This window comes from Massilioclostridium coli, assembly GCF_900095865.1.
Taxonomy (GTDB): Bacteria; Bacillota; Clostridia; order Oscillospirales; family Ruminococcaceae; genus Massilioclostridium; species Massilioclostridium facile.
Window position 1 is genome coordinate 1 of the sequence record NZ_FMIZ01000006.1, and the last position, 14,981, is coordinate 14,981.

Sequence of the window (14,981 nt, forward strand, 5' to 3'; positions counted from 1 at the left end):
AATGCTCCCACGTCCTCTGATATCGCCGTCGTTGCACCATCCTAAATTACCGTTATTCAGTAAGTATGGATTGCGTGCGCCTTCTACAATACGGGTAATCGTGCCTGTTTTCCACTCGGACGGAATTACTGCCTTATTGCTGTCTGTTTCTGTGCTAGATGCGTAGTAGCTGGATACGGTTACTACATCGCCAACACTATATTGTGTCCCTGTTGGCTGGGGTGGGGTAGGGGAAGATCCAGCAACCCACCCGTTTAACCCTGCTGATTTGATCATTGCGGCATAATCTTTGTACGCAATATTGGTATCACATCCTCCTACAGCATTATTTTTTACACCTGGCCAATGCCCGCCAGTTTCACCAATTTCATTCTGCCAAATACCGCAAGATTTATCTGGCGCGGATTTATCAGGGCGGGCATACCAGAAATCATATGCGGTAAGCTGGCCTGGATATAATTTGTTTTCGTACCAGTCTTTATTTGCATACCACATTACATAATATCCGGCGGATTCAAGTTTTTGGCAAAAGTGTTTGATGATATCGGTAGCCATTTGGCGGGAAATACCACCCCTTTTAGCCTTATATCCATCCGCGTCCTCCATGTCAATAACAATTGGATAGGATGGTTTACGGCCTTGTAACAGCCGTAGCATGTGATTAGCTTCGCTGTCTGCTTCGTCCATATTCATAGCGTAGCTGTATAGATACGCTCCCCATTCAATACCGTTTGTCTCACAGCCTGTAATATATTCCACAAATTTTTTATCATCCTGGCTAGCGATATCACTGCCAACCCCAGCCCGTAGCATCGCAAACTGTGCGCCTGCTGCTTTCACTGCCGCAAAATCTACTGTACCATTGTGATAAGATAAGTCAATTCCTCTAATGCTCATATTATTTACCTCCTATTAATCTTGTTTTGGGCTGTCATATGTAAGTGCCTGTGTACTGTCGGATGTACCCTTAGTGGTAGGGTCTGTGATGGCGGTCCATACGGACGCAATGACGGATACTACAATTACAGGGTTACAGATAGCGTCATATAACGCTTGTCCTAGTGATTTCCAGGTTGTCATATCACTCCATTGCAGCCCCAACCCAACCAAAATAGGGGACACAATAGCAATGATGATCTGTGCCCACCATACAGGGTTTTTGATTCGTACTTTCCAGTTAATTTTCATTGTCATCAACTCCTTCCAAATCCAGGGGTAATTTTGTTACCCTTGTATATAGCTCTGTGCCTGTGCCGTTCCCGCCCAAACTGTGGTAGCTGCGGTATAGGTATTCTACGTTTTTAAGGGCATTTGGGGTGATTACCCCTTGCCCTAAATAGTATTGGCATAACTGATATAACCTATCGTGGAGTATTGCCAGTATGCCATCCTTAACATTTTCCTGTTCTTCCACTTTTTTGGCTAGCCTATGATATCCAGTAGATAGCACAGCGGTTAATCCTACGGCAAGTACCCCGAACAAAAATTCCACCCAATATTCGATTATAAAATCCACTTATTCTACCACCTCCCACGCTTGCGGGTATTCGCCGGGACTAAAATTTGTATCCTGTCTACATCTGTACACATTGCCGTCCTCCCAAATTGCGTATTCGCCACTATGATATATATCGTGAGAGCCCTGTACTGGCACAAATGGGCGGGCTGTTTCCGGACTTGTCCCGTGTAACGATCGCCAGAAGGTATACCATGCTGGGTTATCTGGCGTGATATCAGGATAGGTTGCTGTATCGTGGGATTGATAACACTCCCACGTCTGACCTCTAGCGTTGCATATATCACCGGATGGATGATTTCCTTCCACCCATACTGGGTACAACCCTGATAACTCTAATTTTTGGGTGTCGTTTTCTGGTTTTATGGTGTTAAGTAGTATTCCTGCTAACGCCTGTGCGGATTGCTCCGCACTTGGTATGTATTTGCTATTTAGCCAGGCATTTTCCCCAGCTTCATAAATTTTAATCGCATCATCCATTGGATGTGTTGTTTCTGGGATAGTAATACCATCTATCCATTCATCCGATGGATCAACCTCTATTGGTTGCACTGTCGCATCGTCATATCTATCACTGTATTGGTTTGCTTCCTGTTTGTCTACACAATAATACTGTTTATGTTGTTCGTCCTCTTGCCAAGCAACAACATACCGATATAACAATATTGTTAATCCTTGCACGCAAAATTTTTCTTCATATTTCAATCTGTTCCACCCCCAGAAGCTTGGTTTTTTATGACGACATTATTTTCTACGACAATTTCTTTTCCTCCGGTCACTATTCCTGTGACAAACACTAAATTCCCAGTGACGAATGATTTAACACTGGATGGCAACATTTTGATGGAATTTGCCATGGCATGGTCGCCGCCTATAGTATTTCCAGAAATATTTCCAAAACTTCCTCCAAAAGCAATACCACTTGATTCCGATTGCTTGGTTTCAATGATGTTATTTTCAATGTTATACCACGATCCAGATTGTACAAGCACCCCGTATCCCTTCACGTTGGAAATCACATTATTTGACACATTGAGGTGTTTGCACATATTGTTGATAATTGATATACCATCTTCTTCGTGATCAATAATATAATTGCCGGAAATTATCGAATTGGTACAACTATTTATCTTAATAGCAGACAAGTTGTTTGCTCCTCCTACAAGTACATTATTAATAATACTGATATTATTAATGGCTCCGGCTGTAAAAGAAGCGATTTCAATTGTATTTCCTATAAACCCCGAACAATGTACATTACGCACCTCGGTATTGCTCCCCGTAATTTTTATAGCAGTAGCCGTCCCACTCAGGTCTGTGGTTTCCAACAATAGCGATATATTTCGCAATGCACAATTTGACCCAGCGTACACCAACACTCCTTGAGGGCCAATGCTCGTGTCCGAATATATTTGTGTTGACAATCCATTACCAATAAGTTGTGTGTTATTTTTTAAATCAATTCCAGTAACAACATATCGTCCATCAAGCAGCACAATTTCTCCGCCATCTTCCGGTAGGGCATCAATAGCAGCCTGAATTTTCACTTCATCTGATGTTCCATCACATAAATAATCACAGTCATTTTCTGTCCATCCGGCTACTGCCGTGCCAACGACAACTCGGCAGGTACGGATGGACTTGCCGCCACCAGAGCCACTGGTCGATATTTGACTAATTAGAGTAGGATAGCCATCCAGTTTGGTTGATTCTGGCACTTGTACGCCTTTTGCTGCAATCGCCTCAGCTATAGCAGCTTTGGCGTTATTAAGCCTATCAATCTGTATTTTTTCGTTCCGCATTTAATCCCTCCAAATAGTCAGCCAATATTATTGGCAACTCATCAAGTCTTACTCCATCAGGTGTGGCGATACCGTATTTTTCAAAAACTTCCAAAAATCTTATTTTTGTCTCAATTGTTCGATAAAAAAATTTGTCGATTGTCCCTAATGGCTTGTTTTGAGATAGTGTCATAAGAAATCTTTCTTCCCGCTCATATTTCACCTTATCCCCCCTAGATAGCCGCTAGGGCGTTCGCAATATCGTCAGTAAGGGATATTGTCCCCTTGCCGTCATGATATCCCGCTGGAATGGTATAACTGCCTGTGGTTAGTCCGTCAATCGTAGCGGATACAGCCCCGTTGTTAACCATCGTACCTGCTGTTTTTGTGCCCGCCGCCGTCACAAATGTTTTGGTCGCTAGCACGTCCGCCTCGGTTGCTGTTACTCCTGTTACATCTGCATAGTTAGCAGGGATTGCCTCTACCGTTACTTTGGATAACCCATCATATCCTTCGTCAGGAGTAATATTCTGTTGGGCTTTTGTTGGGGTTACCGTCTTTTCCTGTAAGTCTACGCCTTCGCCAGCGTATGAGCCGGCTACCCCCAAAATGGTAACACCGCTCTTGATATTGCCGGCAATGATTTTAGCTTGTTCGACACTGGCAATCTGTACTTTCCCAGTGCCGTTGTGGTAGCCTGCTGGAACAGAGTATTGTTCCGCCACTGCACTGATATTACCGGACACTGCACCATTATCCGCAATCCCTTCCACAGCCGTTACACATGCCTCTAGATCATCACTAGATTTAGCAAGTCCCATTCCTACTAATTTTGTTCGCAATGCTTCTTTTTCTCCCTGCAAACGTTCGATTTGTATTTTTACATCTTCCATGTCTGCCCTCCTAAATTTCTGCCAGTAAGGCTGCTATATTACCAATTTGGGCATATACCGCAGCCGATGTAACTGGCTTAGTATTGTCCCGCTCTACTTCCGTGGCAGTGTCTACAGATAATTTGTTACCCTCCAGCTTAAGTCCATCGCCGATTTTATAAGACGTTCCACCGCCGGAGTGGTTATCAATATATAATTTTGTGTCCGCAACATACCGGACATCCATATGAGTATCACTATCGTTTTCGATATTGGTATCGGAATAATAGGTATGTACAGATTGGACATTCGGCGCCTCGCCCTTTTCCAGTTCTGATTCGGTAGGTGTGGCAATCTGATAGATTACTGTTAACGGAGTACCTGCGCTGTGTTGGGACGCAATCCACTTTTGGACACTGTCTTTTGTTTCACCAACCACTGCTTTTGGCATGCGGAACACAATATAGTTGGAACTTAAATAGAATCCAACCTCATCTCCACCCCAAATTTCTTTATATTTGGCGTGGCTACATAACGCTGGTGCAAGGGAACTTTTGATATCGGCAACACTAATGTAAAATCTGGTTGTATTGGTAGATGAAGCGTTGACCGAATAGGTTTCCGAACCATCCAGCACAATGGTTTTCACAGGGCTAACCCGTTTGCCGGTACCATCAGAATATAGTTGAATAGTCTCTGATATATATTGCTGACCCTCTATTGTCACGTTTCCGCCGGAGGCTACCGGAATACCAGGTAATCCCCCTGTAGTATCCACTACAAGCGGTTGGGTACTTGTACTGTCATCGTCAACAGTTATAGTAATACTGCCACTATCTCCAACGTGATGGATTTTCTGCGGATATTCCGGAGTAGGGGAGGGAATTTCGTTGAAATATTCTTCCCAAGGTTGAGCGGAAGAACCAGCGTTTAACATCAGCTTGATGGTGTTGTTGGCATCTGTTGCCGCTGTGTTTGTCCATACCTTGAGGAACACGGTTTTTTCCTCTGTCAGGACAATTTCCTTTTCTGATTTTGTGTTAGTTGCAAAACTCAGATTGCCTCCAGTAGTGATACTGGTTCCAGAGGAATCTACAAGGCTAATGGTTGTATATTGTGTCTCTTTTGCCTCACCGGAAAATGTATAGGTACCAGCCGGTAAGACAAACTTACCAGAAAACGTAGTAGCCACATCATCGCCTGCACCGGTTGTTGACAATATACCGTTAACGTAATGATATGAGGTAGTACCTTCAACTTGTTCTTCTGGGGCAGCCAATAATTGAGCGCCAGTTGTTTGAACTTGTTGGGATTTCCCATAAATAGTTAGCCCTTGTAGAGGTCTGTCGCTACTATCGGTTAACTGGATAGTTGTCCCGGTTGCGGTCACAATGATAGTATCACCGCCGGATCCATCTTCACCACGGGGGACGCCAAAATTCAGCACTGCGTCTGTGGGTGTCCCAGTATTAGTTACCATAGCAGGCTGCCCTGGTGCTAGAGTGGTAACCGCTCCAACCTGGATGGTGGCGGCTTTTCCATCTGCCCCTGGTTGCCCAGGTTTCCCAGGTGTGCCCGGTTCTCCCTGTGGCCCTGCTGGACCTTGTATTCCTTGCGGTCCTGTTTCCCCTTGTATACCTTGTTCGCCCTGAGGACCAGCAGGCCCTCTAATATTTACAGGGTCAGGGTTGGGGAGTCCTTGCCCATTGATCCAGCTGATAACCCCTTCGGTAGAAACAGAGGGAATATATGTAGTGCCATCCTTAACGTTAGCCGCTGCCTGGTTTGCTTTTTCTGCTGCTGCGTTTGCTTTGTCCGCAGCTTCCTCCGCATTATTTGTTGCCTTGGATAGTGACAAGTATTCGTCGCTGCTTTCCAGTGCGTTCGCATCGTATACACCAGGATGTACGGATACCTTAAACATTGCGCTGGTAAGTTGTTGGCTGCCCTTGTAAAATTGGATTTCGCAGGAGCAAAGCCCGGCAACTGTCAAGCATTGGTCACTTAACTCTATGGTTACAACATTTTCGGATATGGTAACCGGATTGATCACTTGGGTACAATCCGGTTTAAGATATACATAAGAGACTGTGACACCGTCCTCTAGTTCCAACGGCTCACCGTTGTTGAGAACAGTGACACCTATGTATCTGGTTTCGCTGTCTCCTTTGATGACATTAACCCTTGGGGTTGGGATTAAATCTGGAACAACATCAACTGTGATAGATTGTATGTTCTTCATGGCTATACATCCTCTTCGTCCAAATCCACATCATCCAAATCATCAATCACACTGGCAATCCCAAAACCTACATACTGTACATCGCTTCCAAATGCTGGGGTGCTAAGGCGGATTTCTTGTTTTTCGTTGACCATTCCAACCCCTATTCCTGCCACTCCACCCGCTACCGTCATCCATACAGGGAAATAAAACGCTTCTTTTACGAATATTGGAGTATACCCAACCACTTCATCCGTATTGTGTTCTAATTGCGAACCACGAAAAACTGCTTGCAGTTGGAATTGCATTAGTTTATATCCAATTTTTCGATAAGTTAATATCCAAGGATCACGACTGGTTGTTTTGGAGGTTGTCCACGCTGCATTATCAGCATTGGTAAGTGTTTTACACATTGGTATAATAGATTCGATTGCCAGACCATTCAACTTCACACGGTACAATCCTATTTGTGTAGTAGACGCGCCATCCCACAAACTGTTTGTGGTGACCGTTCCATTTTCACCTGCGTTTTTCTTTACAAATGTACTTACACTTTCGTCCCCGGCACCCGATTTGGTATATTGCAGTCCTATAATGTCATAACGGATTACGCCTTGATTACCAGAATCAATCGTATAGTTTTGATAAGTGTTTGGATCAATCATATACAACCGTCCCTGATCGATTACGCATCCATCATAAATTCGTATACTGTTATTGCTAATCTTACTAGCGCGCATCTTTTCGCCAATTGGCAAGATACTGGCTTCCAGCCCTGCCAATCCGGCATACAAAGCAGCATCTTGTGCCGCTGTTACATTCTCACCGGTTTTCCCGGTAACTAGCCTTAACGCCATATTATTCCTCCCCTCGGATTTGATAATCTACTGTCCATATACCGGACGATACTGTCAGTATTTTTCTTGTGACAGGTTTCTCTATATAAATACCATGGTCCCTATCACAGCCTACTACAATATCGCCAATTTCCAAGTCAATATCTTCTACCGATACAATCTCTAATTTTTGATAATTGGCTAATTCCTGTAGTTTCTTTGTTCCATTATCGATTAAATCATCTAAGCTTTCCGCGTTCCCGTAGTCATAATAAGCGGTGCGCTCATCGAACCCAGTATAATATTTAGATTGCGATATACTGCCATCCAACTGTACATATAAATCAACACGTTGTCTAGCTTGTAGCTTACCACTTCCCATGCACACTAGGTGGTTAATCCCCATACGGTAATCTGTTGTCTGTACATTGATTTTACTGTTATCTGTGTATTCTGTCTGATTTTTAGTAACTGGTACAGCGGCAAGGTACACTTGATAGGGTTCATTTGGTTCCCCTAACTCTGACCATATTTTTAACCGGTAATTGTGAACGGCCAGCATATCCATCAAACCTTCCAAGAGGGTTGTGTAGATGATAAATTGGTATGAGGATATGTTCAGCCCGGAATCTTCTTCTGGCACTTTAAAAAAACCGCCAAAAGCATCCGATACTAGGCTTCTAATAATCGTATTCGCTTCGCCTGAAACGATCCTATAATCATTTCCGGCCGGAGGGATGATGATGTCCTGTTTTAACAAGCCGCGCCAAGTTAACCCGTTCCATGTCTGCTGGGTGGAACCAGTGTTTTTGACTTGCTGGCCGAAAATACCGCCGTATTCTGTGCCGGGGCAGATGATAGAGTAACCAAACTGGACGTTCTCTGTGGAAGTTTCAAAATCGTTGCTGGCTTCGGTATCGCCTATTTCCATGTCTATATTGGCAGTGTAAATACCAATTGGTTTTCTATTCCTATCACATAAAATCATGTCCATGCTGGTTCACTCCTTTCCTGGTATATGATAAGGTCAATACCAAATGTCCTGGAATAGCTGATGGTGTTATTGCCAGGTTCTATCTTTTTAAAAACATCAGAAGAAAAATCCTGATATTGGAACAAATTTGTCTGCTCCCCATATTGATTTGTCATGATAATGGTTTTGTTACGGCTGTCTATTGTCATATATTCATTGGATTCCAGCTCATAATCTACTTGATACAAGTGGTCATTGATTTGAACATAAAAATCAGAAAACGGGCCATAAGCAATTAGTTTAAAGTCGGACGCAGAAAAATGGTCGTTATCAAACGGCTGTGCCCTGGAATCATCACCGTAAAGATATGGATACAAAAAAGGGTACTGTTTTACTTCTGTTGATTCCTGAGATTCTCCATCTTGTGGGTAAAAATTGTAGGTAATTTCCTTAATCCATTTTTGTTTTGGAGCAATTACCGAAAACTGATTAAACAGAAATGGAATCCCCAGATTCCAATCGCTTTTTTTGCTCGCGAATATATTGCATTCCAGATAATATCCGGTAGAACTATACAGCTTCCCCAATTTATTGTTTACAACATCGTATTCTAACAATTCCAACAGTTCATCTACATGTTGTTTTACCGCCTGCCGGCGTTGTTCCAATGACAGAGAAAAATCAGGTAAGACCGCCAATTTAACGGTCTTTTCCTGACTTTTTGATGTATATTCTATTTTATTGGTATTCTCTGCTACAGAATAACTATGGGAGTAATCCAATAAATCTCCTTCTTGGAACAAATATGGATAATCATAAAAATTAACCCTTTGATCAGCTGAATTAACATAATAAAAATCCATGATTACCCCCTAACAAATCCTAAATCAGCAATAAATCTGGCTTGTTCTCTGTTGTTTGCTACCATGCGCATTTTTCCGATCCCGTTTTGTACGCCATTCGCGATTTGTTCGCCTTGGGCAGTAACGGCTTCCACGATATACGTGCCCAACGCGTATACATCCAAAGGTTCAGCTTGGGCGTTCGCTTTAGCGGATTCTTTCATATATCGTACAGATAAATCATGTGGAATAACCTGGCTTCCATTTGGCAGATAGGTCAATTCTCCGCGTCCACCTTCATTCATGTACGCGAATCCTCCCCGCCAGCTGTCAGTACCATGCAACAAATGGCCAATAGGATCGATTTCTACGCCTGGAATTAAATTGATAACCCAGATAGCTCCATTAATGCCATCAATAACGCCATTAATTACACCTTTTACAGCGTTTACTACAGTGTCAAACGCACCTCTGATTCCATCAATAATCCCACTTACAAAACCAGTCAAACCTTCCCAAGCGTTTTTAATTCCGTCAAAAACTTTTGAAAAAATACTTCCTACTGTGTCCATAACCGTTTTGATGACATTTTTTATAGCGTTAAAAACTGTAGAAACTACATTTTTGATTACTTCAATTGATTTTTTAGCAGCTTCTATTCTGGACATGACAAAATCGACAATAACACCAACCACAGCATCAATGATACCTTTAATCGTGTTAATAACACCTGAAATAAAATTGATAATAGGTTGAATCACTGACATAATCGTTGAAATCAGACCAGAAACAAATGAAATAATAGTTCCGATTACATTAGCAACAAACGTGATGATAGGAGAAATAAAGCTGATAATCTGTGCTATCAATCCAGCGATAAATGTAATAATAGGGGATAAAAAGCTGATAATTTGAGCCACTAGCCCTGCAATAAATGTAATAATCGGAGTAATCACCTGAATCACGGTATTGATCACACCAGCTACAATTGTGATGATATTTGTAATTACAGGAATTAAAGTTGTAAGCAGTACTGTTACTATATTAGTGATAGTGGGTATTAAACTAGAAACGATTGTTGTAATAATTGGGGTAAGAGTATTAAACAATTGAGTGATAATTGGCACCAGCGATGATATCAGCATCGTAACAACAGGAGCTAGTTGGGCTAAAAGATTTCCAACCGCTTCAACGATCATTCCTATTACTGGTACAAGAGCAGATAAAAGAGTTGATACAACAGGCAACAACGAGGTTACCAACTGCATTACTGTATTAATTAACTGGGTAATAACAGGCATTAAAGTTGGAATAATGCCAACCAGTGTAGTAATTAATTGTGTAACAACAGGTGCTAGGGAAGCAAATGCTGTAGCAATTGTAGACGCTAATTGGGCAAACACAGGTGCCAAAGTTGTAGCTAAATTCGCAAAGGTTGTTCCTAATTCAGCGATTACCGGCTGCAATTGCGCCCAAACTTGTTGAACCATAGTTAGTAGTGATTGTAATACTGGTTCAAATGCTGCTTTGATTTGCTCCCATGATGATATGACGGTATCTCTAAATTGCTCGTTGGTGTTCCAAAGATATACCAACGCAGCGGCTACAGCGGCAATAATTGCTACTACTGGCAATATAGGCAATATTGCTGCTCCAATTGATTTACCCATAGAAAGCATGGAGGTTCCTACTGTCTTAGATACACTAGCCAAACGCGATCCTGCTGTGGTGGCAAATGACGCGATTGATGTTCCTGCTGTAGTTGCCATAGAAGTAAAAGACGTTGTTACATTTTTTGCGGTTGTGGCAATACTGCTCGCTGTACGAGTAGCGATATTTTTAAAGGAATTGATGGTATTAGTGCTAAATGTTTTGATGTTGCTTCCTGCGGTTGATAGCCCGCCTTTTAAGGTTGTCAGAGAATTAGATACGCTTTTTGCCATATTTGCCGCTGATGCTTTAATACTTGCAAAAGTAGCTGATTTGGAAAAATCGGACACGGCTTTAGATACATTCCCTATTGTCCTGGTCACGTTTCCTATTGTTGTTATAAACGTTCCGAAAGCGGTTGAGGCTGGTCCCATCGCAAGCGCCACACCAGCTACCTCAATTGCAGTCTGCTGTGCTTCCGGATTGAGTGACGCGAATTGCTTTACTAAATTGGTAGCGTTTTGCACTAATGGCGTAATAGAAGGTAGCAAGTTTTGCCCTAACGCCACGCTTAAATCATCTACAGCAGCCTGGAATGTTCTTAAGCTGTTGGCTGTTCCGTCTGATGTTCTAGCGTAGTCACCTTGGGCATTTTTTGTCATTTCCATTACATAAGCGTATCGCAACTGAACCTGCTCAGCTTGTGTCATTTCACTGGTTGTTTTTCCAAATCCGTTCGCCAAAGCAAAAGCGTCTAAATTGGTTTGTGTCATAACAATACCTAACTGTTTTAGACTTTCTGTTTCGCCTGTAAAAACACTCGCTAATGCCGTCATAGCCTGGTCAATTCCTATGTTTTTAAAGGAGGCAAGGTCTCCGGCAAGCCCGGTCAGTGAAGTGCTCATCGCAGCCGCTTCCGGTTGCAACAGCCCCATAGAAGTTGCCATATCCCCAAAAAGGGATGCAGCTTCTAACGCCTGATTTTGGGATAGTCCAAAGGCAGAATCTACATTTTCTGCCCATTCCATAACCGTATTTGCCGAATTGCCAAACGCAACATCTATTTTATTGAGATTTTCGTTATAGTCGCTTGCGGCAGTCACTATTTTCTTACTAGCTAAAGTAAGTGGAGCGGTTATCCCTACTGTCATTTTTGTCCCAAGGCTAGTAAACGATTTTCCTACACTTGCTATTTTTGACGAAACAGACTTCATCTTTGCTTCAAAACTATTTGCGGCCTTTTGAGCCGAGGAAAATGCCTTTTCGAACCCTTTGCTGTCCCCTGTAATCTTTGCGCTTAAAGTATAATCAGCCAATTATCTCCCCCCTTTCTTAAATGGAATATTATTTGCTTGATATACTTTTCTTACCCAACTGTCACCTTCTTGTTGATCTATTTGCTTAACTATTTTCAAATTTTCATTAATTGTTTCCATATCAACTATTCTTTGTCCCCGTTTTTTCCAGAGCTTCAAAGGTTTTTTCCGTTTTGGGCGGTTTGCGTTGTAAACAGCGGTAAACACCGCATTATACAGAAGATAACTGTCGGAAATGGTTTTGTTTTCCCACGCTTTATAAATAAACGCTTTTTCTTTTGGGGTAATAGCATCATAATCCGCTTTTGAATACCCGAAATTGGCTACAAAAAAAGCGAAGTCTATCTCTCTCTGATACGGCTTCGCTATTTCTTGTTCTTTTTTTGTAGGAAGGCTACCTCCAAAATATTCAAAGTCAATTAGGGTGTTTGGCACAAAAAAGGGCAATCCCTTTCCAATGCTTCAAGTACCGCTTGTAACAAACCGGCATAGCCAAGGGATTCCACTAATTGCTGTGCAACCTCAAGCGCTTTTTTAATCGGAACAAAAATATCTTCTCCATTTTCTTTTAATCCGTACGCAAAATAAGTTTTTAAATCCGATAAACTTAACATATTATTGTTTTTGGCTAAATTAGCTAGTATCGGCGCATTAGTAGTGCTTTCAATCATCTCAATTCTTTGTTGGCTATATCTAAGTACATACTGTTTTCCATTAAATTCAATCATATTTACCCTCCATTATGCTTTTGCAGTTACAGTTGCAATACCAGCTTTTAAAGCTTTATTGCTGGAATCGCATTCCACTACCATAATTTGATTGCCTGTAGTTGCTTTGATAGCCGTTGTGCCATCCCAGGTGGTAAGGCCGGAACAATCTTCTTGGTATGCGGGATAAGCAATGCTAGACGATCCAGTCTTGTATTTATAAATATTACTTCCAGGCTTAACAGGATTAACATAAACCGCTGTATCACCACTTGAAGTTCCAGCTACGGACACTACCGTTAAAGGGGATAAAGCGGCGCTCCCTTCTGGCATGGTATCCGGCGTTACCGGTTCTTCTGTCAAATCAGCCAAAGCCCCCATCCCTTCAAACGATAAACTAAATGTCATAGAATCATCGTGTGGAGCTTCTAAAGAATAATCAGTAATGACAGCAAGGCCACCGAACATGCCTTTTTTTGATTTTTTATTAATAATTTTCAAACACACTGGATCAGCGTTACTATAGGCAGCGGACAAAATTTTGTGGCTTTCGTCAGATTGAGAAAACAGCCCGTCCGTATCAATACTCCATTCCTTTGGCCCCGCAATTTTCGCTTTCCAGCCTCCTGCGGTATCTTTTGAAGTTACCTCAATACTATCAGCGGAACGGTTAATGGTTAACCCTTGCTGCCCAGAAATAGCTAGTAGTTTTGAGCCGTCTGAATTATATACCGCTAGAATAACATCTTGTCCTGCTACTGCTTTTGCGGCAGAGCTTATAAAGTCGCAATATTCGTTGTTGTCATAAGCAAACAACTGTAAATCAAGTTTTTTATTCATTTAATCACTCCTAAATTTTGCATTTAAAACCATAGCAAACCATAAACTCATAAGCAATTACAGCGTGCTTTTCGTTTGATTCATCTGTTTTTATGGTTTGTACGCCATTGTTTGTCTGCATAATCAGTTGTACCCAATCAGGCAGTTCTATATCTTCCGTCAAAGCTTCTTCAAGATTATTGATTAACTGGTAAATTGGTACAGAAGAATCTTTTGGTTCCGCAATGGCATGAATCCAAACCGTGAAAATATCCCGATACATTGTTTTACTATGTGCGGGTCTCTTCCCGATCACTTCTACAAAGTAGAACGGGCTTGGCACATTATCCGGGACACAATCGTAACATTTAACCCTTGTTCTATTTTCAACTTTTGTTTGTATTGCTTTGATCAGGTCTACTAATCCAAGTTGTTTATACATATTCATCCTTTCCTAATAGCTTTTAATAAGTCTTGATAATAAATAAACGCTTGTGTATCTACGTTCGCTTTTAAGAATCTTTGCCCGGGAACCCATCCGCCGTTTACCGTACGGTGTCCATATTCAACATGTGGAGCGTATTCCTTTGTATATCCAATTTCATCATTAGTTGTACTAGATGATGCTCTTAATTCTCCAGTGTCTACTGGCGTCCCTCCTGATTGTCGCGCTCTATTTAGCATTTGTGTAGTTTGCTTTTTTGTAACAGCATCAAATCTAATTCCATTTAAACGCTGTAGTTCTCTTTCAAGTTCTGGAATGCCATCAATGCTTATTTTAACACCGGCCATAGTATCACCTTTTATAAACTTTTACTTGTATTACTGTGTAACGGGGCGACAAGTCAATTTTCTGCGTGATTTCTTGCCGGATACCGTCAATCATAGCATGGGTACACTCTGGAAAAGAAGGAAAAGGGAAAGGGAGGACGAAACGCTGCTCGTTTTTGGTAATTTCCCGCCCTTCCAGCGAGATTTGGCCATCTGTCCAGGGGGTAAACCGGCAGACTGTTTCTTTCGCCGTTTGCCACTCACCACCTGTTGGATTACCCAGTTCATCTTCTGTCTGGTTGGCCTTTACTTGCAGTTTGCACGGTTTCCAAATCACAGGAAATGCACCACCTTACCATTATACAGGCCATTGTTTGCTTGGGTATTTTTCCAATCCTCTATTTCCTGAGCATATTCCCCTAGGATATTTTCAACAAACGAAGTGGAAATGTTCGCTACTCCCTCTGAACTAATCCCTTCGTAATAGGTACGCCGTACCATTTTAACAACTGCATCTGTACAGATAGATTCAAATACCTTGGGAAGTTCATTAGTCCCCAGTCGCAAACAAAGGCGGTCAGATACCGTCTGGATATATTCTTCCAAAAGGTCGTAGGATACCGTATCTTCCGGTATCCTTGTTTTAACCCGTCCTAATATCTTTGTGTTACACATTG

Annotated in this window: 19 protein-coding genes; all 19 read right to left on the bottom strand. The window is 42.0% G+C overall.

Annotated elements, in window-relative coordinates; translation table 11 throughout:
• The coding region (locus BQ2683_RS02280; RefSeq protein ID WP_069987155.1) for a glycoside hydrolase family 25 protein at positions 1 to 897 on the bottom strand (897 nt) is incomplete at its 3' end.
• Between the two features lie 15 nt (positions 898 to 912).
• Positions 913 to 1,188, bottom strand: a complete 276-nt coding sequence (locus BQ2683_RS02285) for a phage holin (RefSeq protein WP_083256300.1) — start codon at positions 1,186 to 1,188, stop codon at positions 913 to 915.
• Positions 1,178 to 1,516, bottom strand: a complete 339-nt coding sequence (locus BQ2683_RS13955; protein WP_069986660.1) for a hypothetical protein — start codon at positions 1,514 to 1,516, stop codon at positions 1,178 to 1,180. Before BQ2683_RS13955 ends, BQ2683_RS02285 begins: the two co-directional genes overlap by 11 nt.
• Complete coding sequence (locus BQ2683_RS13600; protein ID WP_235843866.1) at positions 1,517 to 2,221, bottom strand: hypothetical protein; 705 nt, start codon at positions 2,219 to 2,221, stop codon at positions 1,517 to 1,519.
• Positions 2,218 to 3,318, bottom strand: coding sequence for a right-handed parallel beta-helix repeat-containing protein (locus BQ2683_RS02300; RefSeq protein WP_069986659.1), 1,101 nt, complete (start codon positions 3,316 to 3,318; stop codon positions 2,218 to 2,220). The genes BQ2683_RS13600 and BQ2683_RS02300 overlap by 4 nt, the downstream gene beginning before the upstream one ends.
• The gene (locus BQ2683_RS02305; RefSeq protein WP_069986657.1) at positions 3,293 to 3,520 is read right to left on the bottom strand and encodes a hypothetical protein; all 228 of its coding nucleotides are present in this window, start codon (positions 3,518 to 3,520) and stop codon (positions 3,293 to 3,295) included. The genes BQ2683_RS02300 and BQ2683_RS02305 overlap by 26 nt, the downstream gene beginning before the upstream one ends.
• A 10-nt stretch (positions 3,521 to 3,530) precedes the next feature.
• Positions 3,531 to 4,190 (bottom strand): hypothetical protein, encoded by a 660-nt coding sequence (locus BQ2683_RS02310; protein WP_069986655.1) that lies wholly within the window; start codon positions 4,188 to 4,190, stop codon positions 3,531 to 3,533.
• Positions 4,191 to 4,200: 10 nt separating this feature from the next.
• Positions 4,201 to 6,411 (bottom strand): BppU family phage baseplate upper protein, encoded by a 2,211-nt coding sequence (locus tag BQ2683_RS02315; protein ID WP_069987156.1) that lies wholly within the window; start codon positions 6,409 to 6,411, stop codon positions 4,201 to 4,203.
• A 2-nt stretch (positions 6,412 to 6,413) separates the two neighbouring features.
• On the bottom strand, positions 6,414 to 7,247 hold the full coding sequence (locus BQ2683_RS02320) for a hypothetical protein (protein WP_069987157.1): 834 nt from the start codon (positions 7,245 to 7,247) through the stop codon (positions 6,414 to 6,416).
• Between the two features lies 1 nt (position 7,248).
• The gene (locus BQ2683_RS02325) at positions 7,249 to 8,220 is read right to left on the bottom strand and encodes a hypothetical protein (protein WP_069987158.1); all 972 of its coding nucleotides are present in this window, start codon (positions 8,218 to 8,220) and stop codon (positions 7,249 to 7,251) included.
• Positions 8,211 to 9,062: a hypothetical protein gene (locus BQ2683_RS02330; RefSeq protein WP_069987159.1), complete on the bottom strand. Its 852-nt coding sequence runs from the start codon at positions 9,060 to 9,062 to the stop codon at positions 8,211 to 8,213. Before BQ2683_RS02330 ends, BQ2683_RS02325 begins: the two co-directional genes overlap by 10 nt.
• Positions 9,063 to 9,064: 2 nt before the next feature.
• On the bottom strand, positions 9,065 to 12,007 hold the full coding sequence (locus BQ2683_RS02335; RefSeq protein WP_069987160.1) for a phage tail tape measure protein: 2,943 nt from the start codon (positions 12,005 to 12,007) through the stop codon (positions 9,065 to 9,067).
• Positions 12,008 to 12,442 carry a hypothetical protein gene (locus BQ2683_RS02340; RefSeq protein WP_235843878.1) on the bottom strand — a complete coding sequence of 145 codons (435 nt, stop codon included), beginning with the start codon at positions 12,440 to 12,442 and terminating at the stop codon, positions 12,008 to 12,010.
• Entirely contained in the window at positions 12,427 to 12,735 is a 309-nt protein-coding gene (locus BQ2683_RS02345) for a hypothetical protein (protein WP_069987161.1), read from the bottom strand. Before BQ2683_RS02345 ends, BQ2683_RS02340 begins: the two co-directional genes overlap by 16 nt.
• Before the next feature lie 12 nt (positions 12,736 to 12,747).
• On the bottom strand, positions 12,748 to 13,554 hold the full coding sequence (locus BQ2683_RS13775) for a phage major tail protein, TP901-1 family (RefSeq protein WP_069987162.1): 807 nt from the start codon (positions 13,552 to 13,554) through the stop codon (positions 12,748 to 12,750).
• A gap of 10 nt (positions 13,555 to 13,564) precedes the next feature.
• Positions 13,565 to 13,975, bottom strand: a complete 411-nt coding sequence (locus tag BQ2683_RS02355; RefSeq protein ID WP_069987163.1) for a DUF5072 family protein — start codon at positions 13,973 to 13,975, stop codon at positions 13,565 to 13,567.
• 2 nt (positions 13,976 to 13,977) lie between these two features.
• Positions 13,978 to 14,325, bottom strand: coding sequence for an HK97 gp10 family phage protein (locus tag BQ2683_RS02360; RefSeq protein WP_069987164.1), 348 nt, complete (start codon positions 14,323 to 14,325; stop codon positions 13,978 to 13,980).
• A gap of 4 nt (positions 14,326 to 14,329) precedes the next feature.
• Entirely contained in the window at positions 14,330 to 14,641 is a 312-nt protein-coding gene (locus tag BQ2683_RS02365) for a hypothetical protein (protein WP_069987165.1), read from the bottom strand.
• Positions 14,638 to 14,979 (bottom strand): hypothetical protein, encoded by a 342-nt coding sequence (locus BQ2683_RS02370; RefSeq protein ID WP_069987166.1) that lies wholly within the window; start codon positions 14,977 to 14,979, stop codon positions 14,638 to 14,640. The genes BQ2683_RS02365 and BQ2683_RS02370 overlap by 4 nt, the downstream gene beginning before the upstream one ends.
• Between the last annotated feature and the right edge of the window lie 2 nt (positions 14,980 to 14,981).